This is a genomic window from Methylobacterium sp. 1030 (genome assembly GCF_040544715.1).
Classification (GTDB): Bacteria; Pseudomonadota; Alphaproteobacteria; order Rhizobiales; family Beijerinckiaceae; genus Methylobacterium.
Genome location: NZ_JBEPKM010000004.1, coordinates 246,412 through 269,064 on the forward strand (window position 1 = coordinate 246,412; position 22,653 = coordinate 269,064).

The 22,653-nt window shown below is 73.1% G+C and carries 21 protein-coding genes and 1 pseudogene; 7 read left to right on the plus strand and 15 right to left on the minus strand.

Features of this window, described 5'->3' with window-relative positions:
- Positions 1-17: 17 nt before the first annotated feature.
- The 3 genes from ABIC30_RS07525 to ABIC30_RS07535 form a co-directional block, all read right to left on the minus strand.
- A complete protein-coding gene (locus tag ABIC30_RS07525) occupies positions 18-509 on the minus strand; it encodes a YidB family protein (RefSeq protein WP_026605145.1) in 492 nt (163 codons plus the stop codon).
- Positions 510-635: 126 nt separating this feature from the next.
- A complete protein-coding gene (locus ABIC30_RS07530) occupies positions 636-1,025 on the minus strand; it encodes a nuclear transport factor 2 family protein (RefSeq protein WP_020094500.1) in 390 nt (129 codons plus the stop codon).
- Between the two features lie 173 nt (positions 1,026-1,198).
- A complete protein-coding gene (locus ABIC30_RS07535; protein WP_020094499.1) occupies positions 1,199-2,215 on the minus strand; it encodes an LLM class flavin-dependent oxidoreductase in 1,017 nt (338 codons plus the stop codon).
- A gap of 209 nt (positions 2,216-2,424) precedes the next feature.
- On the opposite strand from ABIC30_RS07535, the gene ABIC30_RS07540 reads away from it, so the two are divergent.
- Positions 2,425-3,711: a hydantoinase/carbamoylase family amidase gene (locus ABIC30_RS07540; protein ID WP_020094498.1), complete on the plus strand. Its 1,287-nt coding sequence runs from the start codon at positions 2,425-2,427 to the stop codon at positions 3,709-3,711.
- A gap of 11 nt (positions 3,712-3,722) precedes the next feature.
- Here the strand turns inward: ABIC30_RS07540 and ABIC30_RS07545 are convergent, their stop codons facing one another.
- Positions 3,723-5,042 (minus strand): dihydroorotase, encoded by a 1,320-nt coding sequence (locus tag ABIC30_RS07545; protein WP_020094497.1) that lies wholly within the window; start codon positions 5,040-5,042, stop codon positions 3,723-3,725.
- Positions 5,043-5,055: 13 nt separating this feature from the next.
- Positions 5,056-5,736, minus strand: a complete 681-nt coding sequence (locus ABIC30_RS07550) for an aspartate/glutamate racemase family protein (RefSeq protein ID WP_020094496.1) — start codon at positions 5,734-5,736, stop codon at positions 5,056-5,058.
- Between the two features lie 169 nt (positions 5,737-5,905).
- Between ABIC30_RS07550 and ABIC30_RS07555 the strand changes: the two genes are divergently transcribed.
- Positions 5,906-7,372 carry an amidohydrolase family protein gene (locus tag ABIC30_RS07555; RefSeq protein ID WP_020094495.1) on the plus strand — a complete coding sequence of 489 codons (1,467 nt, stop codon included), beginning with the start codon at positions 5,906-5,908 and terminating at the stop codon, positions 7,370-7,372.
- Between the two features lie 19 nt (positions 7,373-7,391).
- Here the strand turns inward: ABIC30_RS07555 and ABIC30_RS07560 are convergent.
- From ABIC30_RS07560 to ABIC30_RS07585, 6 genes and pseudogenes are all read right to left on the minus strand, one after another.
- Positions 7,392-8,983 (minus strand): annotated as a pseudogene (locus tag ABIC30_RS07560) (ABC transporter substrate-binding protein).
- A 180-nt stretch (positions 8,984-9,163) separates the two neighbouring features.
- Positions 9,164-10,330, minus strand: a complete 1,167-nt coding sequence (locus ABIC30_RS07565) for a M24 family metallopeptidase (RefSeq protein WP_020094493.1) — start codon at positions 10,328-10,330, stop codon at positions 9,164-9,166.
- Between the two features lie 26 nt (positions 10,331-10,356).
- Positions 10,357-11,037, minus strand: a complete 681-nt coding sequence (locus ABIC30_RS07570; RefSeq protein WP_020094492.1) for a GntR family transcriptional regulator — start codon at positions 11,035-11,037, stop codon at positions 10,357-10,359.
- A gap of 67 nt (positions 11,038-11,104) precedes the next feature.
- Positions 11,105-11,914: a transporter substrate-binding domain-containing protein gene (locus tag ABIC30_RS07575; RefSeq protein ID WP_020094491.1), complete on the minus strand. Its 810-nt coding sequence runs from the start codon at positions 11,912-11,914 to the stop codon at positions 11,105-11,107.
- Between the two features lie 65 nt (positions 11,915-11,979).
- On the minus strand, positions 11,980-12,663 hold the full coding sequence (locus tag ABIC30_RS07580; RefSeq protein WP_020094490.1) for an amino acid ABC transporter permease: 684 nt from the start codon (positions 12,661-12,663) through the stop codon (positions 11,980-11,982).
- A 34-nt stretch (positions 12,664-12,697) separates the two neighbouring features.
- Positions 12,698-13,504, minus strand: a complete 807-nt coding sequence (locus ABIC30_RS07585; protein WP_056527014.1) for an amino acid ABC transporter ATP-binding protein — start codon at positions 13,502-13,504, stop codon at positions 12,698-12,700.
- A gap of 323 nt (positions 13,505-13,827) precedes the next feature.
- Between ABIC30_RS07585 and ABIC30_RS07590 the strand changes: the two genes are divergently transcribed.
- The 5 genes from ABIC30_RS07590 to ABIC30_RS07610 are packed head-to-tail and all read left to right on the plus strand — an operon-like array spanning position 13,828 to position 18,089.
- Positions 13,828-15,084, plus strand: a complete 1,257-nt coding sequence (locus ABIC30_RS07590) for a Zn-dependent hydrolase (RefSeq protein ID WP_103985112.1) — start codon at positions 13,828-13,830, stop codon at positions 15,082-15,084.
- A gap of 26 nt (positions 15,085-15,110) precedes the next feature.
- A complete protein-coding gene (locus ABIC30_RS07595) occupies positions 15,111-15,884 on the plus strand; it encodes a LamB/YcsF family protein (RefSeq protein WP_056527019.1) in 774 nt (257 codons plus the stop codon).
- Positions 15,877-16,611, plus strand: coding sequence for a 5-oxoprolinase subunit PxpB (gene pxpB / locus ABIC30_RS07600; protein ID WP_056527022.1), 735 nt, complete (start codon positions 15,877-15,879; stop codon positions 16,609-16,611). The genes ABIC30_RS07595 and pxpB overlap by 8 nt, the downstream gene beginning before the upstream one ends.
- Positions 16,604-17,638, plus strand: coding sequence for a 5-oxoprolinase subunit C family protein (locus tag ABIC30_RS07605; RefSeq protein ID WP_056527025.1), 1,035 nt, complete (start codon positions 16,604-16,606; stop codon positions 17,636-17,638). Before pxpB ends, ABIC30_RS07605 begins: the two co-directional genes overlap by 8 nt.
- 37 nt (positions 17,639-17,675) lie before the next feature.
- Positions 17,676-18,089, plus strand: a complete 414-nt coding sequence (locus ABIC30_RS07610; protein ID WP_012329553.1) for a VOC family protein — start codon at positions 17,676-17,678, stop codon at positions 18,087-18,089.
- A gap of 63 nt (positions 18,090-18,152) precedes the next feature.
- Here the strand turns inward: ABIC30_RS07610 and ABIC30_RS07615 are convergent, their stop codons facing one another.
- From ABIC30_RS07615 to ABIC30_RS07630, 4 genes are all read right to left on the minus strand, one after another.
- The gene (locus ABIC30_RS07615; RefSeq protein ID WP_056527028.1) at positions 18,153-19,748 is read right to left on the minus strand and encodes an ABC transporter substrate-binding protein; all 1,596 of its coding nucleotides are present in this window, start codon (positions 19,746-19,748) and stop codon (positions 18,153-18,155) included.
- 132 nt (positions 19,749-19,880) lie between these two features.
- Positions 19,881-21,404, minus strand: coding sequence for a class I adenylate-forming enzyme family protein (locus tag ABIC30_RS07620; RefSeq protein WP_056527159.1), 1,524 nt, complete (start codon positions 21,402-21,404; stop codon positions 19,881-19,883).
- Positions 21,401-22,213, minus strand: coding sequence for a VOC family protein (locus ABIC30_RS07625; protein ID WP_020094481.1), 813 nt, complete (start codon positions 22,211-22,213; stop codon positions 21,401-21,403). Before ABIC30_RS07625 ends, ABIC30_RS07620 begins: the two co-directional genes overlap by 4 nt.
- Positions 22,210-22,629, minus strand: coding sequence for a PaaI family thioesterase (locus ABIC30_RS07630; protein ID WP_020094480.1), 420 nt, complete (start codon positions 22,627-22,629; stop codon positions 22,210-22,212). Before ABIC30_RS07630 ends, ABIC30_RS07625 begins: the two co-directional genes overlap by 4 nt.
- Positions 22,630-22,653: the final 24 nt, after the last annotated feature.

Here is a 22,653-nt window from a genome sequence, read left to right on the forward strand (position 1 = left end):
CGTCCGCCGGCCAGACCTCAGGCCGGGATCCGTCCGTCGGGCGTGTAGCGGTCGACGGCCCGGGGGAGCTCGCGGGACAGCCGGGAGAGCAGCTCATCGCGGGACAGTCCCGTCCGCTGGGTGAGAGCCGTTAGGACGTCGGGTCCGATCGCCTGTTCCAGATGATGCGGCGCGATTTCCTGGTTCGGTCCCGTCTTGACCCAGGACTGGGCGGCCGTCCCGTGACCGGCCTGCTGGAAGCGGTCCAGCATCTCGCCGAGGCCGCTGTGCAGGAACCCGCCGGGAGCCTCGCCGCGCCTGTCGCCCAGCAGGCCGCCGAGGAGACCGCCCAGGCCGGCACCGGAGCCGCTGTTGGAGGCGCTGTTGGAGCCGTCGGCCGGGCCGCCGGGGCCCGCCGGCGCGGTCTGACCGGCGCCGCCCAGCAGTTCCGCGAGCTTGTCGCGGTTCTGGTAGCCTGCCAGGGCGAGGAGGCCCAGGAGCGCCGTCATCGAAGGGTAGCCATCACTCATGGTTTGTCTCCCGCTGCGGGCAGCGGGCCCGCGCCCGTTCGCCACGCGACGCCAACCAACGCGCACGGACCCGGTTGCGATGCGGGCGGCCCCGCCGAGGCCGGCGCGGCCGCATCGCGAACGGCTCTAGCCCGCCGCGGCACCGACGGGGTTGTCGACGCCGATCGGGTAGGTGCCGTGCCCCGCCCGCACGCGGCCGTCCTCGAAGACGAGCACCTCGCTGACGCTCACACCCTTCTGATTGCGATACTGGATCACCAGCGTGTCGATGCCCGCGAAGACCTGCTCCACCGCGAAGTGGAGGTCCGGGATCCGCCGCAGGGCCTCGGTCCAGTAGGCGCGCAGCGCATCCTTGCCCCGCACCGTTCCGCCCGAAGCGGGAACGATCCGCGCGGCGCCCGGCGAGGTGAACACGGCGTCGTCGTGGAAATGGGCCAGCACCCGCTCGACATCGTGCGCGTTCCAGGCGGCGCACCACGCATCGGCGAACGCGTTCCAGTCCAACGGGCGCGGCATCCCGGAGATCCCCTTACAAGTGCCGGACTCGGGCACAGCGGCACCGCGTGACGGGCCGACGGGAGGCTACCGCACGCTCGCGGCGATGGGTAGGCCGGCGGGCCAGGTCCCAAGATAGGGCCGGCCGAGGAGCTGCATGCCCTCGGCGCCGGCGAACCCGGCCGGAGGTCGGCTCAGCGCCACCCGAGCGCGGGGGCCACGTGCGAGAGCAGGCTCTCGATGAGGTGGGCGTTGTAGGCGACGCCCAGCTGGTTCGGGACCGTCAGCAGCAGGGTGTCGGCCTCCGCGATCGCCGCGTCGGCGCGCAGCTCGTCAACCAGCCGGTCCGGCTCCGCGGCGTAGGAGCGGCCGAACACCGCGCGCATGTTGTCGATGATGCCGACCTGGTCGCTGCTCGTGCCGCGCCCGAAATAGGCGCGGTCGAGGTCGTTCACGAGCGCGAAGATCGAGCGCGAGACCGAGACCCGCGGCGTGCGGGCGTGCCCCGCATCCTGCCACGCCTGCCGGTAGCGGCGGATCTGCCTGGCCTGCTGGACGTGGAACGGCTCGCCGGTCTCGTCCGCCTTCAGGGTCGAGCTCTGCAGGTTCATGCCCTGCTGCGCCGCCCAGATCGCGGTCGCGTCGGAGGCCGATCCCCACCAGATGCGGTCCCGCAACCCCTCGGATTGCGGCTCCAGGCGCAGGAGTCCCGGCGGGTTGGCGAACATCGGCCGCGGGTTGGGCTCGGCGAACCCCGTTCCCTTCAGGAGGTCGAGGAAGACCTCGGTGTGCCGGCGCCCCATATCGGCGTCCGTCTCGCCCTCGGCCGGGGCGAAGCCGAAGTGCCGCCAGCCGTCGATGACCTGCTCGGGCGAGCCGCGGCTGAGCCCGAGCTGCAGGCGTCCGCCCGCGATGAGGTCCGCCGCGCCGGCATTCTCGACCATGGAGAACGGGTTCTCGTAGCGCATGTCGATGACGCCGGTGCCGATCTCGATGCGCTTCGTCCGGGCGCCGACTGCCGCCAGCAGCGGGAAGGGCGAGGCGAGCTGGCGCGCGAAATGGTGGACCCGGAAATAGGCGCCGTCCGCCCCGAGCTCCTCCACGGCGACCGCGAGGTCGATCGACTGGAGGAGTGTGTCGGCCGCACTGCGCGTCGCCGATCCGCCGGTCGGCGACCAGTGCCCGAAGGACAGGAACCCGATCGTCTTCATTTGCAGAACCTCCGCCCGCCTGCCGGGACCGGCGATAGCCGCCGGAATCCGGCCGGGCAACGACCCCGCGCCGCGGGGCTGACCCGCGCGGCTGGCCGCGCGCCCGGCGATCCGGCAGACTCGGTCCCGGTGATCCGGCGGGCCGGCACGAAAGTGGCAGGGGCACCGGCGGGCCCGTCCCGGGGACCGGCGCTCGGGGAGGCGTAGCGATGGACCGCGTGTCCGCCATCTCGGCAGCTGTGCGCGCGCAGCGCGGCCGGGTCGAGGCCCTGTTCGCGGAGTTGGCCCGGTGCGGCCGGACGGAGCCCGGGTTCACCCGGCCCTCCTACAGCCCGGAGGAGACCGCGGCGCACGCGGTGGTGGCGCGCTGCGCGGCGGATCTCGGCCTCGCGATCGGCCGGGACGCCGCCGCCAACACCGCGATGACGCTGCCCGGACGGGACCGGACCCTGCCGCCGATCCTGATCGGCTCCCACCTCGACACCGTGGCCCAGGGCGGCAACTTCGACGGGGCCGCCGGCGTGGTGGCCGGGCTCGCCGCCGTCGCGGCCATCCGCCGGCTCGGTCTGGAGCCGGAGCGGGACATCACCGTCCTGGGCATCCGCGCCGAGGAGAGCGTCTGGTTCCAGGTCTCGTACATCGGGAGCCGCGCGGCGCTCGGAGCCCTGCCGGACGGGGCGCTCGACGCGGCCCGGATCGACACCGGCCTCAGCCTCGCCGCCCACATCGCCCGGGAGGGCGGCGACCCGGACGCGCTCGCCCGCGGACCGGCGGCCCTCGACGCCGCCGCGATCCACGCCTTCCTGGAGGTGCATATCGAGCAGGCGCCGAGCCTGGAGGAGGCCGGGATCCCGGTCGGGCTGTGCACCGGGATCCCCGGCAACGTCCGCTATCCCGACGTCCGCATCGCCGGCCGCTACGACCATGTCGGGACGCCGCGCCGCTTCCGGCGCGACGCCGCCATGGCCGGGGCCGAGATCGCCCTGGCTCTGGACCGGGTCTGGGCGGAGCGCGAGGCGGCCGGCTGCCCGATGGCCGTGACCTTCGGCCGGTTCCACACCGACGCCGCGGCGCACGGCCTGACCACGGTCCCGGGCGAGTTCCGGTTCAGCCTCGACATGCGGGCCTACGCGGCCGAGGTGCTGGCGGAACTGGAGGCGGCGTTCCTGGCGGCCGTCGCGGAGGTTTCCGCGCGGCGCGCCGTGACGGTGACGCTGGGCCCGCGCGCCGAGGCGGGCGTCGGCGCCGTCGCGCCGCGGATCCGCGACGGGTTCGCGGCGGCCGCGGACGCGCTCGGCATCGCGACCCGGCCCCTCGGCAGCCCGGCCTCCCACGACGCCGCCGCCTTCGCCAAGGCCGGCGTGCCGATGGCCATGCTGTTCGTGCGCAACGCCAACGGCAGCCACAATCCCCGCGAGGCCATGGCGATCGACGACCTGCTCGACGCCGTGGCGATCCTCACGACGTGGCTCGTGGCGGAGACCTGCACCGCCTGACGGGCGCCCCGTCAGGCGGCGAAGCGCGCGAGGCGGCCGACGGGCTCGCCCAGCACCGCGTCGTCGCGCATGACGGGGATCCCGCGCACGATCGTGGCGACGGGCCAGCCGGTGACGTCGACGCCCGCGAAGGGCGTCCAGCCGCAGGGCGACACGATCCAGGATTCCTCGATCCTGCGGCGGGCCTTCAGGTCCACCAGGGTGAAGTCCGCGTCGTAGCCGGCGGCGATGCGGCCCTTGCCGAGGAGCCCGTAGACGCGGGCCGGCCCGGCTGCCATCAGGTCGACGAGGCGGGCGAGGGACAGCCGCCCCGCCGCGACGTGGTCGAGCATTACCGGCACCAGCGTCTGGACCCCGGTGAGGCCGGCCGGGCAGTCCGGCCAGGGCTGCGCCTTGGCCGCCCGCGCGTGGGGCGCGTGGTCGCTGCCGACCGTGTCGACGGTGCCGTCGCGCAGGGCCGCCCAGGCGGCCGCCCGGTGGCGCGCGTCGCGGATTGGCGGGTTCATCACGCCGAGGCCGCCCAGCGTGTCGTAGCAGTCCGGCGCCACCTGGGTCAGGTGATTGACCAGCACCTCGACGGTGGCGACGTCGCGGAAGTCGCGCAGGTAGGCGAGTTCCTCGGCGGTCGAGACGTGCAGGATGTGGGTCGCCCGGCCGGTCTTGCGGGCGAGGGCTATGAGGCGCCGCGTGCCCAGGAAGGCGCATTCCGCGTCGCGCCACTCCATGTGAGTCCGGTAGGGCTGGCCCCGGCTGAACAGCGGCCTGCGCGCCTGGAGCCGGTACTCGTCCTCGCTGTGGAAGGCCATGCGCCGGTGGCCGGCGCGCATCGCCCGCTCGAGATGCGCGTCGTCCTCGATCATCAGCGCCGCCGTGGAGCTGCCGGCGAAGACTTTGACGGCGCAGACCCCCGCCTCGCGCTCCAGGGCGGCGAGCGCGTCGATGTTGGTCTTGGTGCCGGCCACGTAGAGGCCGATGTCGCACCAGCTGCGGCCCGCGACGTAGTCGCGCTTCCAGGCGAGGCGCCCGGCGTCGGCGATCGGCGGGACGGTGTTTGGCATGTCGAAAAGGGTTGCGATGCCGCCGAGGATCGCGGCCCGCGTGCCGGTTTCGATCGTCTCCACCGCCGGGTCGCCGGGATCGCGCAGGTGAACGTGACTGTCGATCAGGCCGGGCAGGACGTGCAGGCCCGCGGCGTCGATCACCGCCTCCGCCGTCGCTCCGGCCGGGACCCCGAGGGCCGCGATGCGCCCGTCGCGGATCCCGACATCCGCCGTCTCGGTGCCCCACGGCGTCACGCAGGTACCGCCGCGGATCAGGAGGTCGTACTGCATCGCCGGTTCCTTCTCACGGGGCGGCCCGGAGCAGCACGGCCCCGAGGGCCGCGGCGGCCGCCTGCTGGCAGGGCTCGATGACGGGGCACCCGATCGCGGCCTCCGCGGCGGCCCGGTGGCGCGCCATGCCGGCGCAGCCGAGCACGACCACGTCGGCGCCGTCGCGCTCGACCAGGGTCCGACCGGCCGCGATCAGGCGCGGGCCCATCGCGGCGTCCGCCGTCTCGGAGGCCCGCGCCTCCACCGGCCGGCTCCCGGCATAGCGATCCCCGAGGCCCATCTGGCGCACCGTGCGGCGCTGGCGCCGGACGCTGCCCTCGGACAGGGCCACGATGCCGAAGCGCTCCCCGAGCGTCAGGGCCCGCAGGATCCCCCACTCGGCGATGCCCATCACCGGGCGACCGCTCGCCGCCTCCCGGACCGCGTGCAGGCCCGGATCGCTGAAGCAGGCGATCACGAAGGCGTCGGACGGATCGTCCGCCACACACCGGACGAGCGGCATCACCACCGAATCCGCGTCCCGCTGGGTCGCGATGCTCTCCGGGCCCTCCGGCAGGTCGGTCACCGCGAGGATGGGGCCGCCCGGCAGCCGCAGCGGCGCCAGGGCGGCGTCGATGGCGGCCGTCACCGCCCGGGACGCGTTCGGGTTGATGATCAGGATGCGCGCGGGCTCGGTGGTGTCGCGAGGCCGCATGGCGCCTTCCCTCTGAATACCGGTCGATCGGGATCGACCGCGATGCCGCGACGTCGACCGACCCATCGTGACCGCGGAAGACCTCAAGCGAAACCCGGGCCGCATGGCCGCCGATCCGACCGGAAGGCACCGTTCTTGCCCGCCCGCTTACGCAAGGGAGAGGTTATCGATGCAGGACGAAGCTCCGGACGCCACCGCCGAAATCACGCTGGTGAAGGGGGCCCGGTGGGTCGTCGCCTGGGATCCGGACAGCGGCAGTCACGTCTACCGCACCGGCGCGGACGTCGCCTTCGCGGACGGCGCCCTCATCCATGTCGGGCCGGGCTACGCGGGTCCCGAGCCGGCCCGGACTGTCGACGCCTCCGGCTGTCTGGTCATGCCCGGCCTCGTGGACATCCACACCCACCTGTTCTCGGAGCCGATGAACAAGGGCATGTGGGACGAGGTCGGCAGCCAGCGGCTCTACAACACCTCGCTCTACGAGTACCTGCCGATCCTGCGGCCCGACGCGGAGGGGACGCGGGCCGCCTACGGGGTGGCGCTCGCCGAACTCGCGCTCTCGGGCGTCACCACCGTCTGCGACCTCGCCCTGCCGAGCGCGGGCTGGCTGGATCTCCTCGGCGCCTCGGGCCTGCGGGTCTGCATCGCCCCGATGTTCCGCTCCGGGCGCTGGCTCACCCGCAACGGCCACAGCGTGGACTACGAGTGGGACGCGGCGGCGGGCCAGCGCGGCCTGGAGCAGGCCCTCGCCGAGATCGCGGCGGCGGAGGGGCACCCGAGCGGCCGCCTCTCCGGCATGCTCTGCCCGGCGCAGGTCGACACCTGCACGGCGGAGCTGCTGCGGGACGCCCATTCCGAGGCGGTCGCGCGCGACCTGCGCTTCCACACCCACGCGGCGCAGTCCCTGTCGGAATTCCACGAGATCACCCGCCGCACCGGGATGACGCCGATCGAGTGGCTCGACGATCTCGGCGTGCTCACCGAGCGGACCATCGTGGGCCACGGGATCTTCCTCGATGACCATCCCTGGACCCACTGGCACAGCCCGGGCTCGGACCTGCGCCGCCTGGCCGAGCGCCGCGCCACGGTCGCCCACTGCCCGACGGTCTTCGCCCGGCGCGGCATCGCGCTCCACCATTTCGGGCGCTACCTCCAGGCCGGAGTCAACATGGGGATCGGCACCGACGTCTACCCGCACAACATGCTCGACGAGATGCGCCTCGTCTCGTACCTCGCCCGGGTCGTCGCCGAGAATCCCCGCGACACCCGCGCGGCGGACGTGTTCCACGCCGCCACGGTGGGCGGCGCCAGGGCGCTCGGGCGCGAGGACATCGGCCGGCTCGAACCGGGCTGCAAGGCCGACTTCGTGCTCGTGGACTGCGGGCATCCGGCCATGCGCCCGTGCCGCGATCCCGTGCAGTCGCTGATCTACTCGGCCGGCGACCGCGCGGTTCGACAGGTCTTCGTCGGCGGCCGCGAGATCGTCCGCGACGGGCGCGCCCTGACGATCGACTACGCCGCCGCCGCGGCCGCGCTGGAGGAGGCGCAGGGCCGCGCGCTCGCGCAGGTCCGGCAGCTCGACTGGGCCGGGCGCGGCCCCGACGCCATCGCGCCGCCGACCTTCCCGGGGCTGTGAGGCCCCGGAACTCGCCCCCTCAGGCGGGCCGGACGTTCCAGAACGTCGGGAACCCGTCGAGGATCCCGGTGAGGCGGGAGCGGTAGGCGGTCGGCTGCAGGTACTGGCCCAGCGGGTAGTGGGGCACGTCCTGCATCGCCTGGAGCTGGATGTCCGGCACAGGGCGGCACGCGCCGCCTCGTCCGGGGCGGTGAGCCACGCGTCGCGCAGGGACTCGATCCGCGGGGTCGTGGCCCAGCCGGCGTAGCCGCTCTCGCCGGTGCCGCGCAGGGCGATGTAGCCCGCGGGGTTCAGCCAATCCATGCCGGACCAGTTGGTGACGAAGGCGCTCCAGCCGCCCTCCGAGACCGGCCCCTTTCGGTTGCGCCGCTGCAGCATCGCGTTGAACTCGACCGCGTAGACCTCCACCGTCATGCCGACCCGCTGCAGCAGGTCGGCCGCGACCTGGCCGAGCGCCAGCAGCGGCGCCGAGTTCGACGGCACCATCAGCAGCACGGTCTCGCCGCCGTAGCCGGCCGCCTTGAGATCGGCGCGCACCCGCGCCGGATCGCGCGGATCCGTGAGCGGCTGCAACCCGTCCGTCGAGGCCATCGGCGTGCCCGGGCAGAAGAAGCCGAGGGGCACGTGGAACAGGCCGGGATCCTCGGCGCCGACGACCCCCTGCATGCACGCGGTCTGGTCGATCCCGCCCCAGAGAGCCCGCCGGATCGCCGGGTTGTTGAAGGGCGGCTGCAGGTGGTTGACCCGCAGCATGGTCACGAAGCCGGTCGGGTCGAGGACGCGGGTGCTCACGCCCTTGGCCGCCTGCAGGAGCGCGATCTGGTCGTGCGAGGCGTATTCCTGCCAGTCCGTCTCGCCGGCGATCAGCGCGGAGGTCGCCGTGGAGGTGTCGCCGATGACGCGCCACTCGACCCGGTCGAAATGGACGACCTTCGGACCCGAGGTCCAGGTCAGCGGGCCGTCCGGGCGCGGCACGTAGTCCTCGAAGCGGGTGTAGACGACGCGGTCGCCGGGCACCCGCTCGTCGGGCTTGAAGCGGAACGGTCCCGAGCCGATGAGCTCCGGCACCTGCTGGAACGGGTCAATGGCGGCGAGGCGCTCCGGCATCATGGCGCAGACCGGGACGGACGCCTTGCCCAGCGCGATTGGCAGCAGCGGGAACGGGTGTTTCAGGCGGAACCGGATCGTCCGGTCGTCGGGCGCGGAGAGTTCGTCGGTCGCCTCCATGAGGGAGCCGCCGAACGGGTCGCGCTTCGCCCAGCGCCGCAGCGACGCGACGCAGTCGCGGGCCAGCACCGGCGTCCCGTCGTGGAAGCGCAGGCCCGCCCGCAGGATCAAGTCCCAGCGGCGCCCGTCCGCCTCGACCCAATGGCCCTCGACCATCTGCGGCGTGGCGCGATAGGCCGCGTCCATGCCGTAGAGCGTGTCGAAGACCATGTAGCCGTGGTTGCGGGTGATGTACGCGAAGGTCGTCACGGGATCGAGGGTGACGAGATCCTGCTGCGGGATGAAGCGCAGGGTCCGGGCCGCCTCCGCGCGGACGAGGGCCGGCGCCGCGACGGCGCCGGCGACGAGGGCGCCGGCTCCCTGCAACAGCGTGCGTCGCTTCATCCGAGACCTCCCGCTCCGCTCCGGCACCACGCACCGGTGGGCCGGGTCCCCGCGGGAAGCCCGGCCCGGCATCGCTTGCAGGAATGGGGCCGGCTCCCGCTCGGCGTCGCCGACCAGTCCGCGACCGCGGGAGCGGTACGGCGGCCCGTCAGTTCAAGCTCCGCTTGTGAAAGCAACGCCTCACCGCACCGACAGGGTGCGCGGCAGGTCGGACAGGGGCTCGACCCCGTCTGCGGTGACGATGACGGTCTCCGAGGCGCCGACCGTCCAGGCGCCGTAGCGGCGCAGGGTGGCCGGCAGGTGGAAGACCATGCCGGGTTCGATCGGCCGGTCCTGTCCGGTGAACAGCGAGAGCAGGGCACCCTCTCCCCAGTCCGGCGCGAAGGCGACGCCCATCGAGTAGCCGATCCGCTTGCGGAAGGCCGGGCCGTAGCCCGCCGCGTCGATCACGGCCTGCGCCGCCGCGTGCGGGGCGGCGCAGGGATGGCCGGGGCGGATCGCGCCGAGCGCCGCGTCGAGGGCGCGCAGGGCGCAGTCCATCATCCGCTGCGCCTCGGCCGGCGGCGGGCCGATCCAGACGCTGCGCATTAGCGCCGCGTGGTAGCGGGCGTGGCTGCCGGCGAGCTCAAGGAAGACCGCGTCGCTCGGCTCCAGCCGGCGGCGCCGCCACGTCATGTGCGGCAGACCGCTGCGCGGTCCCGACGCGACCAGCGGCTCCATCGCCATGGCCTCGGATCCGGCGGCCGTTGCGGCCGCCAGCATGGCGGCGGCGACGGCGTTCTCGTCGGTGCCGGCCGCGCAGGCGTCGAGCCCCGCGGCGAGACCGGCCTGCGCGTACCGGGCGGCGGCCCGGATCGCCGCCAGTTCGGCCGCCGACTTCACCGCCCGCAGGGGGGCGAGGAGGCCGGATCCGTCGGGCAGCGGGCCGCTTCCGAGGGCGGCGTCGATCCGCGCCGCGAGCGCCGGCGCGACGAACCAGCCGTCCCGCTCCAGGGCCGGCCGGGCGACCCCGCGCCCGCGCACGAGGGCCGCCAGGGCCGCGGCCGGGTCGGCGCCGTCCGGGTAGGCCCGGATGTCGTCGAGCCACGTGTTGGCGGCCGCGCCCGGCAGTTCGAGCTGCCGGACCAGGAGGGCCGGGTCGCCGTCCACGGGCACGAGGAGTGCCTGGAAGGCGAAGTAGCCCGCCGTCTGGCGGCCGGTCAGCCAGTAGATCGTCTCCGGGCCGGTCACCACGAGGGCGTCGTGGCCGGCACCCGCGATGGCGGCCCGGGCCGCCGCCTGCCGGGCGGCGAACTCCGCCTCCGGGAAGGCCGCCTCGCGGCCGCGCAGCTCCGTGAACTCGTGCATCGCGCCGCCCTCGTCCCAGACTTCGCTCAGACTTCGCTCAGGCGCTGGATGATGCCCTGCTTGAAATTCTCGAGATGGGCCGCGATCGCGTCCGCCGCCGCCGCCGCGTCCTTGGCCCGCAGGGCGGCGACCACCGCGAGGTGCTCGCGATGGACCGCCTCGAACCGCTCGGGCATCCGGCTTAGGTTGAACATCTGCGTCTTGAGCCGCAGGTCCTTGATCGTCTTGGCGAGGGTCGCGTTCTGGCTGTGCTCCGCGATCAGGTCGTGGAAGCGCCGGTCGACCTCCCAGTTGCCCGGCGCGTCCGGGTCGCCCGCCGCCAAGAGTGCCTCCATCTGACGCTGCAGGTCCGCCAGCACCGCGTCGGCGATGCGGCCGGTGGCCAGCGCGACGCTCTCCCGCTCCAGCAGGCGGCGGACATGCAGGATCTCGATCAGCTCGCGCAGGGAGAATTCCTTGACCACGAGCATCCCGCCGGGTTGCCGCTCGATCAACCCCTCGGTCTCCAGCCGCGACATCGCCTCGCGGGTCGGGGTCCTGGAGATGTCGAGCATCTCGGCGAGGCGGCGCTCGTGCAGCACGGTGCCGGCCGGAAGGTCGCGGCGGACGAGCATGTCGAGCAGGCGGTCGTAGGCCATCTGGCCGAGGCTCTGCTCGCGCCGTGCACTGAGCGCCGTCGTGTACGACGCGGCGTCGAGGGTCTTCATGGTGTCCTCCCGGAGCGGCCGGCTCAGCCGCTCCCCATTCTTGTTCTCGCGCGTCCGCCGTGCCCGCTCACATGGCGGGCGTGCGGATCGGCTCCTTCGGGGCCGGATCATAGCCGATCAGCGGGGTAACGAGCTTGGCGTAGGTACCGTCCGCGACCATCTCGCCGAGCGCCTTGTTGACGGCGGCGTGCAGGTTCGGCTTGCCCTTCTTGATGGCGAAGCCCTTCTGGACCGTGCTCAGCGGGGTCTCGATCATCACCAGGGGCAGCTTGCGCGCCTTGATGGCGTAGTTGCCGGCCACCGCGTCGTTGATCACCGCGTCGATGTTGCCGCCGACGAGGTCCTGCATGGCGTCCGCGGCCGTCTTGTAGCTCTTCAGGGTGGCGCCGTTCTCCTCGGCGAGCTTGCCGAAGGTCGAGGCCGAGAGGGCGCCGACGTTGCGGCCCTTGAGATCCGCCGGCCCCTTGATGCCGGTATCCTTGCGGGTGACGATCCGCGCGCCGGATTCGAGCCACCCGTCCGCGAAGGCGACCTGCTTCTGCCGGGCGGGGGTGATGTCCATCGACTCGCTGGTGATGTCGTACTGGTCGGCCATCAGGCCCACCAGCAGGGCGTCGAACTTGATGTTGACCGGGCTGTACTCGAGCCCGAGCCGGCGGCAGACCTCGCGCATGACCCGGACCTCCAGCCCGTCGAGCTCGCCGCTCGGCGTGCGCATGCTGAAGGGCGCGAAGGTGCTGTCCGTCGCCACGATCAGCTTGCCGGGCTCGATCAGCTCCAGCTTGCCCTCGGCCGCGCGGGTCGCGGGGGCGGCGAGGATCCCTGCGCCGAGGCTGGCGCAGAGGGCGGCGAGGGCGAGGACGTGGCGGCGGTTCATGGTGATCTCCGGTCTCGGGACGGGGCGGGAAGGATCGGCCGCGGCCCGTCCCGCGGCGGGGGGGCTCAGGACAGGCGGGCGTAGCGCCGCTCGAAATAGGCCGAGAGCTGCGACAGGATCGACGTGAGGCCGAGGTAGATCAGCGCCGCCGCGATGTAGAAATCGAACGGCCGGAAGGTCGTGGCGATCATGAGCTGCGCGTAGAGCGTCAGCTCCACCACCGTGATCGTCGACAGCAGCGAGGTATTCTTCACCGCCGAGATCGCCTCGTTGGTCAGCGACGGCAGGATCATGCGGAAGACCTGCGGCAGGACGATGCGCACCATCATGATCCGCGGGTTCATGCCGAGCGCCAGCGCCGACTCGACCTGACCCCGGGGGATCGCCGCGAGGCCGGCCCGGATCGTCTCGGCCACGTAGGCGCCGCTGCTGACACCCAGCGCGATGATGCCGGCGGTCACGGGCGAGAGCTTCACCCCGACCTGCGGCATGCCGAAATACACGATGAAGACCTGCACGAGGGTCGGCGTGCCGCGGATGAACCAGACGTAGAAGCTCGCCAGCGCCCGGAAGGGCGCGAAGGACGAGCGCTTGCCCAGCGCCCCGAGCAGGCCGCAGGCCCAGCTCACCAGGATGCTCGCCACCGTGACGCCGAGCACCACTAGGGTCGCCGAGAGGAAGCCGGGGCCGTAGGTGACGACCTCGTCCGAGAGGGTGAGCCACCACTCCTGCAACGCCGCGACGCTCATCGCTGTCCCTTCTCCCCGGTGATGGGCCGGCGGCTCACGCCGTCTGTCCCGGCGCGGCGGGCTGGTGCAGGACGCGCCGGAGGAACTGGCGCAGCCGCTCGCTCCGGGGCGCGCCGATGATGGCGTCGGGCGGCCCGTCCTCGGCGATCACGCCGCCGTCGAAGAACAGGGTGCGGGTGCCGACATCCCGGGCGAAGGCCATCTCGTGGGTGACGAGCAGCATCGTCATCCCGTCCGCCGCGAGGGAGCCCATCAGCGCCAGCACCTCGCCGACCAGCTCCGGATCGAGGGCCGAGGTCACCTCGTCGAACAGCATCACCTTGGGCGCCATCGCCAGGGCGCGCACGATCGCCACGCGCTGCTGCTGCCCGCCCGAGAGCTTCGACGGGTAGGCGTGCCGCTTCTCGTAGAGGCCGATGCGCTGGAGCAGCGCCTCCGCCTCCGCGACGGCCTGCCGGCGCGGCATCCGACGTACCCGGATCGGCGCCTCGATGACGTTCTCCAGCACGGTCATGTGCGGCCAGAGATTGTAGCTCTGGAAGACCATGCCGATCCGCGCCCGCAACTCGCAGAGCTGCTGCGGCGTCGGCTGGCGGCGGGCGCCCTGCTCGTAGTCGAAGGCGAAGCGCTCGAAATCCATGAAGCCGGAGGTCGGCGTCTCCATGAGGTTCAGGCAGCGCAGGAACGTGCTCTTGCCCGAGCCGCTCGCACCGATGATCGACACGACCTCGCCCTCTCGGATGTCGAGGGAGATGCCCTTCAGGACCTCGTTGGTGCCGTAGCTCTTGTGCAGCTTCCTGATCTTCAGGAGCGGGGGCGCGGCCGTCTCGGTCTGAGCCATCTTTAAACCTGATGTTTTGCAGTCGCTTCGCGGATCGATGCTTAGATCCGCACGCAGATCGCATTATGTTGCTGTTTTATCGTTCATAAAATCTCTCAATATAGAGATTTAATTTTCCATCCGCCGACGTTTTACATTGCCAAATCGGATGGGATGCCTTAGCAGAACCGGTATACCGCCGGCATTCAAGCGGTATTTTTGAGCATGGCTGCCTCCGACATGGTCATCGAACTTCCGGATCCCGGTATTTCCTTCGCGACTGCGCCGGGCGCGTGCCTCATTGTTCAGCCGATGGACCGGGTCGGACCCGCGCGGCAGCCGGCATGACCCGGCTCGCGATCGATCCGGATCTCTGCGCGGGCCTGTTCGCCGAGCTCCTGAGCTTCAGCGAGGACGCGCCGGGCGTGACGCGGGCGGCCTACGGCGTCGGCGAGGAGCGCGCCCACGCCCTGATGCGAGCCACCGGGCTGGCACTCGGGCTCGCCGCCGAGACCGACGCGGCCGGCAACCTGTTCCTGACGATGGCGGGCCGCGACCCGGCACTGGCGCCCTGGATGGTCGGCTCTCACGTCGACACGGTGCCCCACGGGGGCAATTTCGACGGGGCGGCGGGCGTGATCGGCGGCCTCGCGGCCGTGGAGGCCCTGCGCCGGGCTGGGATCGTGCCGGCGCGTCCCGTGACGGTGGCGGTGTTCCGGGCCGAGGAGAGCGTGTGGTTCCCGGCCTCCTACGTCGGCAGCCGGGCCGCGCTCGGCCTGCTGCCGCCGGAGGTGCTCGACCTGCCCCGCGCCGATACCGGCCGGAGCCTGCGCGACCACATGGCCGAACTCGGCCTGCGGCCGGGGGCGGTGGCGCGGGGCGAGCGGCTCCTCGATCCGGCGCGGATCCACGGCTTCGTCGAGATGCACATCGAGCAGGGCCCGGCGCTGGAGGCGGCCGGGCTCCCCGTGGGCTTCGTCACGGCGATCAGCGGCAGCTTCCGCTACCGCAAGGCGGCCTGCTTCGGCCGCTACGGCCATTCCGGCGCCGTGGCGCGGGGCGACCGCAGCGACGCCGTCTTCGCCCTCGCCGACCTGATCACCGGCCTGGACGCGCTCTGGGGCAGGCTGGAGGCGGAGGGCTGCCCGGCCACGATCACGCTGGGCGAGGTCGCCACCGACCCGGTTCAGCACGCCTTCGCCAAGATCCCCGGCGAAGTCCGCTTCTGCCTCGACGTGCGCAGCACCGAGCCGGCCGTTCTCGACCGGGTCGAGGCGGCGCTCGCCGAGCATATCGCCGCCATCGAGGCCGTCCGCTCGGTACGCTTCGTGCTGGGCGAGCGGACCGGCAGCACGCCGGCGCGGATGAGCGCCGCGCTGGTCGAGGCCCTGTCCGGCCACGCGCGCCGGCTCGGGACGCCGTTCCGCACGATGGCGAGCGGGGCGGGGCACGACACCGCGACGCTGGCCGGCCAGGGCGTGCCGAGCACGATGATCTTCATCCGCAACCAGAACGGCAGCCACAACCCGGACGAGGCGATGCGGATCGCGGATCTGTGCGCCGCCGCCACCCTGGTGGCCCACCTGGTCGCCGAAGCCTGACCCCGCGCGAGAGAAGGGATGCACCGATGATCGTCGATCTGAACTGCGACATGGGCGAGGGCTTCGGCGTCTACCGTCTGGGCGACGACGCCGAGATGCTGACCGTGGCGACCTCGGCCAACATCGCCTGCGGCTTCCACGCCGGCGACCCGCTGGTGATGCACGAGACCCTGAGCCGCGCCGCCGCGAACGGCGTGCAAGCGGGCGCCCACCCGAGCTTCCTCGACCTCTGGGGCTTCGGCCGGCGGCCGATCCACGGCGAGCGCCCCGCCGACATCGAGAAGGCGGTGCTCTACCAGGTCGGCGCGCTGCTGGCGCTGGCGCAGGATGCCGGCTGCCCGGTGCGCCACGTGAAGACCCACGGGGCCATGGGCAACATGGCCAACGAGGATGCCGACCTCGCTCTGGCGGTGGCCCGGGCGATCCGCACCCTCGACCGCGACCTGATCTTCGTGGTGATGCCCGGCCTGGAGACCGAGCGGGCCGGCGAGAAGCTCGGGCTGCCGATCGCGCGCGAGATCTACGCCGACCGCGCCTACGCGGATGACGGCACCCTGGTCTCGCGCAAGCTCCCCGGCGCCGTGCTGCACGATCCCGATTCCGTCTCGGAGCGCGTGGCGCGGATGCTGGAGGACGGGGCGATCACCTGCCTGTCCGGGCGGCGCATCCCGACGCGGATCGACACGGTCTGCGTCCACGGCGACACGCCCGGCGCGGTCGCCATGGCGCGCCGCCTGCGCGACGACTGCGCCGCCAAGGGGATCGCCCTGCGCCCGATGGCCGAGGTGCTCGGTGTCTGAGCCCGGCTACCGCCTCCTCGATAGCGGCGACCGGGCGCTCACGGTGGAGCTCGGCCGCGCGGTCGATCCCGCGATCAACGCGCGGGTCATCGCCCTCGACGCGGCGCTCCGTGGCGCCGGGCGCCCGGGCCTCTTGGAGACCGTGCCGACCTACCGCTCGCTCCTCGTCCTCTACGATCCGGACCTGCTGCCCCGGGCCGACCTCGCCGCGCTGATCGCCGCGCACTGGCCGCCGCCGGACGGGGCGGCGGGCTCGCTGCGCCGCTGGCGGGTGCCGGTCCATTACGGCGGCGCGCACGGCGCCGACCTCGACGACCTCGCCGCCGGGGCCGGGCTCAGCCCGGAGGCGGTGATCGCCCTTCATTCCGGCCGCGACTACCGCGTCTACATGATCGGCTTCGCCCCCGGCTTCGCCTATCTGGGCGGCCTCGATCCCCGGCTCTACGCGAGCCGGCGCACCGATCCCCGACCCAGGACCCCGGCGGGCAGCGTCTCGATCGGCGGGAACCAGACCGGCGTCTCGCCGCCCCTGGAGCTGCCGAGCGGCTGGCAGCTCATCGGCCGCACGCCCGCGCGCTCCTACGATCCGGGCCGGGCCGAGCCGTTCCTGTTCGCGGCCGGCGACCTGATCCGGTTCGAGCCGATCGACCGCGCCGCGTTCGACGGCCTCAGCGAGGCCGCCCGCGCCGGCGAGACCGTCGCGACCCTGGAGCGGATCGATGCCTGAGGGCCTGCGCGTCATCGCCCCCGGCGTGGCCTCGACCCTGCAGGATGCCGGGCGGCCGGGCTACCTGCGCTACGGCATCTCGGGGTCCGGCGCGATGGATCCCGACCTGCTGGCCCTGGCCAACGGCCTCGTCGGCAACCCGCTCGACGCCGCGGTGATCGAGATGGCGATGGTCGGTCCGACCCTCGCCTGCGAGACGGATATCTGCCGCGTCGCCCTCGCCGGCGCGCCCTTCGCGATGAGCCTGAACGGCCGCGCCCTCGACCCGTTCACGGCCCACGACCTGCGGCGGGGCGACCGGCTCGTCCTGGGCGGACCGCGGCAGGGCCTGCGCGCCTGCCTCGCGGTCGCCGGGGGCTTCGCCGTCGCGCCGATGCTCGGCAGCGTGGCGACGCACACCCGCACCCGCCTCGGCGGCCTCGACGGTCATCCCCTGGCCGCGGGCGACCTGCTGCCCCTCGCGGCGCCCGCGCCCCGCGACCGTCCGCTGACCCTGCCGCCGGCCCACCGGCCGACCTTCGGTGGCCCGATCCGGGTGGTGCTCGGGCCGCAGGCCGACGGCTTCACCGAGGACGGCCTGCGGACGTTCCTCTCCGAGCCCTACACCCTCACGGCGCGGGCGGACCGGATGGGCTGCCACCTCGACGGGCCGCCGATCGCCCACGCGGACGGTTTCAACATCGTCTCGGACGGGATCGTGAACGGCTCGATCCAGGTGCCCGGACACGGGCGCCCGCTGATCCTGCTGGCCGACCGCCACACCACCGGCGGCTACCCGAAGATCGCCACCGTGATCTCGGCGGATCTCGGCCGCCTCGCGCAGGTGCGGCCGGGGGAGACGATCCGGTTCGCGGCCGTCGCCGTCGCGGAGGCCCAGGTCATCGCCCGCGCCGCGCGAAGCGCTCTGGCCGCGCGGCTGACGGCGCTGGTGCCGGCCGGCGGCGGCGATCTCGACAGCGCGTTCCTGCTGTCCTGCAACCTCGTCGGCGGCGTCGTCTCGGCGCGTGCCCCCGATCCGGCGCCCTGACGGCGCCGCACCTCCTCCATCCAGCAAGAGACCGTCGATGCTCACGCCGTTCCACCTCGCCTACCACGTCACCGACCTCGACGCGGCGCGCCGCTTCTACGGGGGCGTCCTCGGCTGCCAGGAGGGCCGCAGCACCGAGACCTGGGTCGATTTCGACTTCTTCGGCCATCAGCTGTCGCTGCACCTGGGCGAGCCCTTCGCCACCACCCGGAGCGGGAAGGTCGGCGACCACACGGTGATGATGCCGCATCTGGGCGTGGTGCTGCCGCTCGACGCCTGGGAGGCGCTCGCCGGCCGTGTCGAGGCGGCCGGCATCGCCTTCGACATCCCGCCCGTCGTCCGCTTCGCCGGCGAGCCCGGCGAGCAGCGCACGATGTTCTTCTTCGACCCGAGCGGCAATCCGATCGAGATCAAGGGTTTCCGGGATCTGGCCGGCGTCTTCGCGCACTGAGGCGCGTATCCGCGAAGCCGCCCGTCGCCGGAGCGGCGACGGGCGGCCAGGACGCGACGTCCGTCAGGCGCGGCGGGCGTTCCAGAAGACGAACTGGCCGTCGACCACGTCCCGAAGGTCGCGCCGGAAGGCCGTCCGGTAGAAGTACTGGCCGGTCGGCAGGTACGGCACGTCGCGCATCGCGAGAGTTTGCATCCGGGCCGCGATCGCCTTGCGGGCCGCCTGGTCCGGCGCCTCGATCCAGGCCTCCCGCAGGCTCTCCAGCTCCGGCAGGTCCGGCCAGCCGAAGAAACCCTTCTCGCCGCCGCAGCGCAGGACCTGCTCCACGACCGGGTTGGCCATGTCGAGGCCGGTCCAGGTCGTGGTGAAGATGTTCCAGCCGCCCTGGTCGGGGGGCGCCTTGCTGGCGCGGCGGGTGACCAGCGTGCCCCAGTCGGAGACGACGTACTGCACATTCATCCCGAGGCGCTGGAGCAGGTCGTGCATGATCTCGCCGAGGGCGCCGAGCACGGGGTTCTCGCTCGTCGACATGAGCACGACGCGCTCGCCCTTGTAGCCGGCCGCCACGAGGTCGCGCTTGGCCTTGGCGAGATCGCGCGGCCGGGTGAGCACGTCGAGCCCGGCATCGGTGGCCATCGCGGTCCCCGGCGTGAACAGGCCGACATCCTTGCGCCACAGCTTGGGATCGTCGCCGGCGGCCGCCGCCATGAAGTCTGCCTGGGACAGGGCCTCGAGGACCACGCGCCGGACCGCCGGCTTGTCGAAGGGCGGGTGGAGATGATTCATCACGCCGGTGCCGAGATTGCCGAGCGGCGAGGCGAGCTGCGTCGCGATCTGCGGGTGCGCCTGAAGCGTCGGCACGAGATCGCTGATCGGGTTCTCCCACCAGTCGACCTCGCCGTTCTGAAGGGCGGCGGCCGCGGTGCCGGGATCCGGCATGACCTGCCACTCGACCCGCTCGAAATGGACACGCTTCGGCCCCGCCACCCAGGAGACCGGGCCGTTCTCCCGGGGCCGGTAGTCCGGGTTGCGGTCGTAGACCACGCGGGCGCCGACGAGCCGCTCCTTGGTGTTGAACCGGAACGGCCCGGAGCCGATCAGCTCGGGGATCTGCTGGGCCGGGTCGGTGGCGGCTAGGCGCTCGGGCATGATGACGAGGACCGGCGGACCGAGCTTCGCCAGCGTCTCGAGCATCAGCCCGTAGGGCCGCTTCAACCGGATGACGAAGGTGCGGTCGTCCGGCGCCTCCAGGGCGTCCGTGCGCGCCATCAGGGCCTGCCCGAGGCTGTCGCGTTGCGCCCACCGCCGGATCGACGCGACGCAGTCGCGGCCCCGCACCGGCTCGCCGTCGTGGAATCTCAGGCCCTCGCGCAGCCGGAAGGTCCAGCGCCGCCCGTCCTCCTCGACCGTGTGGCCCTCGACCATCTGCGGCTGCGGCGTGAACTGCGCGTCGAGGCCGTAGAGCTGGTCGAACACCATGAGCGCGTGGTTGCGCGTGACGTAGGCCGTGGTCGTCACCGGATCGACGATGGTGAGGTCGGATTGCGGCACGAAGCGCAGGACGCTCGCCCGGCCGCCCTGGGCCAGGGCCGGGCGGGCCGGAAGGAAGGGCGCGGCGGCCGCGACGGCGGCACCGCCGAGGAAGGTTCGTCGCAGCATGGGGTCACTCCTGGCGTTCCGGGGCAGGCGGGCGGGGACGGGGGCGCCGGGCGGGATCCCTAGCGAGGATGCCTTCTGCGGGCGCGCATTCCGCAGGAACACAACCTGCAAGCGCCATTCCGCCCGGCACGGTCACGGGACGCGGACGGCCTCTTCGGCCCGCCGGCGCAGGGCCGCGCGGTCGATCTTGCCGGTCGAGGCGAGCGGCAGCGCCTCGACGAACCAGACCCGACGCGGGTGCTGGTAGGCCGGCGCGTGTTCGAGCGCGTAATCCTTGAGAGCGGCCTCGTCGACGGTGGCGCCGGGCCGGCGGACCACGAAGGCGACCGGCTTGGTGCCCTTGATGGCGTCGTCCACCGGCACCACGCAGGCTTGGAGCACCGCGGGGTGGCGCTCCAGCACCAGCTCGACCTCGCCCGGAAAGATGTTCTCGCCGCCGGAGACGAACATGTCGTCGGTCCGCCCGAGGAAGTAGAAGAACCCGTCCGCGTCGCGGCGGAAGACGTCGCCGGTGTCGTAGAACCCGTCCGCGGTGATCGGGACGGGCACGTCCGGCCGGTTGTGGTAGCCGAGCATGATCGCGGGGCTGCGCATCTGCAGGATCCCGGTCTCCGGGGCGTCCGGTCCGACGAGGCGCACCGCCACCTGGGGATGCGGCACGCCGACCGACGCGACCGGCGTCGGCAGGCCGTCCGGATGGTCGCCGAACACGACCGGGCCGCCCTCGGTGGTCCCGTAGGCGTTGAGGATGCGGGCGTTCGGCAGGAGGGCGCGGATCTGCCGGGCGAGGGTGTCGTTGACCGGCGCCGAGCCCATCCGGACCGTCCGCACGCCGGTGAGGTCGGCTTCCGCGAGGAGATCCGGCTCCCGCAGCATCATGGCGATCATCGGCGGCACGGCGGTGAGCCACGTGCAGCGGTACCGGTCGATCGCCGCGATGTAGGCCCGCGCCTCGAATTGCGGCAGCAGCACCATCGTGGCGCCGGCCGCGCAGACGAGGAGCGCCAGGGCGAGCGCGTTCATGTGGTAGAGCGGCGCCGCCACGAGCAGCCGGTCGTCGCGCAGGTCCGTCTCCGCGGCGCGGGTCCGCGCCACCCAGAGGTGGCTGGCATGGCTCAGCCGCACGCCCTTCGGCCGGCCCGTCGAGCCGGACGTGTAGAGGAACAGGGCCGCCTCGTCGGGCTCGGGCACGACCGGCACGAACGGACCGGGGTCGAGCCAGGCCGCGAAGCCCTCCGGCCCGTCATCGTCGAACCCGGCGATCCGGATATCGGGGCCGAGATGGGCCAGCAGCGCCCGGCGCGGGCCGTCGCAGAGCACGAGCCGCGCCCCGCAATCGGCGAGCACGGCGGCGATCGTGGCCGGCGGGAACTTGTGATTGACCGGGACCGGGACCACGCCGGCGCGCATCGCCCCGAGCAGCGCCGCGATCGTGTCGGGCCGGTTGGCCGCGAGGATCGCGACCCGCGCGCCGCGGGCGATCCCGCCGCGCAGCAGGCCGCGCGCGAAGGCGTCGGCCCGGGCGTCGAGGCCGGCGCGGGTCATCACGGCGGGCTCGCCATCGGGGGCGACGCCGATGATCAGCGGCCTGTCCGGCGGCCCGGACCGGTCGACGAGATCGCCGAGATTGGTCGGAGCCGTGGCCGCGCGCGTCATGGGGCCGCCCTGCACGGGAGGTTGAGGTCGAAGGTCGGCAGCGTCAGCGTGGCCGCGCCCGGCCCGTGCCGAACCCAGCCCGCCTCCGGGAGCGCGCCCGCGCGGGCTTCGAGGGCGTCGAGGCTGCGGAAGCGCAGGGTCAGGGTGGCGAAGCGGCCGGCCGGCCCCGGCGCGATCGCGACCCGCGTCTCCCCGAGCCGGAGGGTCCAGCCGTCACCCACGGCCTCGGCCGGCGCACCGCTCGCGGCGGCGTAGAGACGGGCGTCGGCATCCGGTGCCGGGCTCTCGATCTTCAGCGCGTCGATCCCCGTGAAGCCGTTCGGATGGTCGAGCCATTCGGGGCGCCAGACGAGATCCGGGGTCAGGTGCTCACAATGGTAGAGGCGCCCCGCCGGGAACCGGTCGACCGGCACCCGCACCGTGCGGAACCGGGCCGTGTCCTCGCGGCCGTCGACGGTCACGGGGCGCGTGAAGGCGACGGTCGGCCCGGCCGCGAGCCCCGCCGCGGCGAGGCGGGCATGCGTCGCGTCGGCGTCCCGGCTCGCCACGACGAGCCCGTTCAGGCCGAACGGGCTGTCCAGAACGTCCTGCCGCTGCGGACCCGTCTCGGGCAGGCCGACGAGTTCGAGGTAGGGTCCGGCCGTCATCATCAGGTGGTTGATGGAGCCCAGCGAGTGGTGGCCGCGCGGTGTCAGGCGGAAGCCGAGGGCGGCGAACAGCTCCGCCGCCTCGTCCATCCGCCGCAGCACGTTGATCACCACGTGGTCGAGGGCCCCATCCGCCGGGGCGCCGGGGGCCGGTCCGGTCATTTCGGCGGCGCCGTCATGTAGACGCCGCGGCCGCTCGCGAGCAGGCGCCCCTCCGGGTCGAGGATCTGCGCCTCGGCCACCGAGAGCTGGTTGCCGAACTTCACCACCGTGCCGCGGCAGGTGAGATCGCCCTGCATCGCGGCCCGGTGATAATCGACCCGCAGGTCAACGGTGGGGACGCCGCGGCCGGTCTTGGAGACCAGCGCCCAGTCGGCGGTGAGATCCACGAGCGTCGCCAGGATGCCGCCGTGCACGTAGCCGCGCTCGGCGTTGACGACCCATTCCGGCCGCCACGTCGCCTTCAGCTCGATCGTCCCATCGCCGACGGCGACGACGGAGAGGCCGAGCCACTGGTGGAACGGGCCGCGCAGCAGCAGCGCCTCGACCTGCTCCTTGGTGAGGGGGGTGTCGGACATGGCTTGGGGGATCTCCTCGGGCGG

What these genes read in the sequence shown, in the direction of transcription:
- ABIC30_RS07525 (WP_026605145.1), bottom strand. Translation starts at nt 509, where the DNA reads ATGAGTGATGGCTACCCTTCGATGACGGCGCTCCTGGGCCTCCTCGCC.
- ABIC30_RS07530 (WP_020094500.1), bottom strand. Translation starts at nt 1,025, where the DNA reads ATGCCGCGCCCGTTGGACTGGAACGCGTTCGCCGATGCGTGGTGCGCC.
- ABIC30_RS07535 (WP_020094499.1), bottom strand. Translation starts at nt 2,215, where the DNA reads ATGAAGACGATCGGGTTCCTGTCCTTCGGGCACTGGTCGCCGACCGGC.
- ABIC30_RS07540 (WP_020094498.1), top strand. Translation starts at nt 2,425, where the DNA reads ATGGACCGCGTGTCCGCCATCTCGGCAGCTGTGCGCGCGCAGCGCGGC.
- ABIC30_RS07545 (WP_020094497.1), bottom strand. Translation starts at nt 5,042, where the DNA reads ATGCAGTACGACCTCCTGATCCGCGGCGGTACCTGCGTGACGCCGTGG.
- ABIC30_RS07550 (WP_020094496.1), bottom strand. Translation starts at nt 5,736, where the DNA reads ATGCGGCCTCGCGACACCACCGAGCCCGCGCGCATCCTGATCATCAAC.
- ABIC30_RS07555 (WP_020094495.1), top strand. Translation starts at nt 5,906, where the DNA reads ATGCAGGACGAAGCTCCGGACGCCACCGCCGAAATCACGCTGGTGAAG.
- ABIC30_RS07565 (WP_020094493.1), bottom strand. Translation starts at nt 10,330, where the DNA reads ATGCACGAGTTCACGGAGCTGCGCGGCCGCGAGGCGGCCTTCCCGGAG.
- ABIC30_RS07570 (WP_020094492.1), bottom strand. Translation starts at nt 11,037, where the DNA reads ATGAAGACCCTCGACGCCGCGTCGTACACGACGGCGCTCAGTGCACGG.
- ABIC30_RS07575 (WP_020094491.1), bottom strand. Translation starts at nt 11,914, where the DNA reads ATGAACCGCCGCCACGTCCTCGCCCTCGCCGCCCTCTGCGCCAGCCTC.
- ABIC30_RS07580 (WP_020094490.1), bottom strand. Translation starts at nt 12,663, where the DNA reads ATGAGCGTCGCGGCGTTGCAGGAGTGGTGGCTCACCCTCTCGGACGAG.
- ABIC30_RS07585 (WP_056527014.1), bottom strand. Translation starts at nt 13,504, where the DNA reads ATGGCTCAGACCGAGACGGCCGCGCCCCCGCTCCTGAAGATCAGGAAG.
- ABIC30_RS07590 (WP_103985112.1), top strand. Translation starts at nt 13,828, where the DNA reads ATGACCCGGCTCGCGATCGATCCGGATCTCTGCGCGGGCCTGTTCGCC.
- ABIC30_RS07595 (WP_056527019.1), top strand. Translation starts at nt 15,111, where the DNA reads ATGATCGTCGATCTGAACTGCGACATGGGCGAGGGCTTCGGCGTCTAC.
- ABIC30_RS07605 (WP_056527025.1), top strand. Translation starts at nt 16,604, where the DNA reads ATGCCTGAGGGCCTGCGCGTCATCGCCCCCGGCGTGGCCTCGACCCTG.
- ABIC30_RS07610 (WP_012329553.1), top strand. Translation starts at nt 17,676, where the DNA reads ATGCTCACGCCGTTCCACCTCGCCTACCACGTCACCGACCTCGACGCG.
- ABIC30_RS07615 (WP_056527028.1), bottom strand. Translation starts at nt 19,748, where the DNA reads ATGCTGCGACGAACCTTCCTCGGCGGTGCCGCCGTCGCGGCCGCCGCG.
- ABIC30_RS07620 (WP_056527159.1), bottom strand. Translation starts at nt 21,404, where the DNA reads ATGACGCGCGCGGCCACGGCTCCGACCAATCTCGGCGATCTCGTCGAC.
- ABIC30_RS07625 (WP_020094481.1), bottom strand. Translation starts at nt 22,213, where the DNA reads ATGACCGGACCGGCCCCCGGCGCCCCGGCGGATGGGGCCCTCGACCAC.
- ABIC30_RS07630 (WP_020094480.1), bottom strand. Translation starts at nt 22,629, where the DNA reads ATGTCCGACACCCCCCTCACCAAGGAGCAGGTCGAGGCGCTGCTGCTG.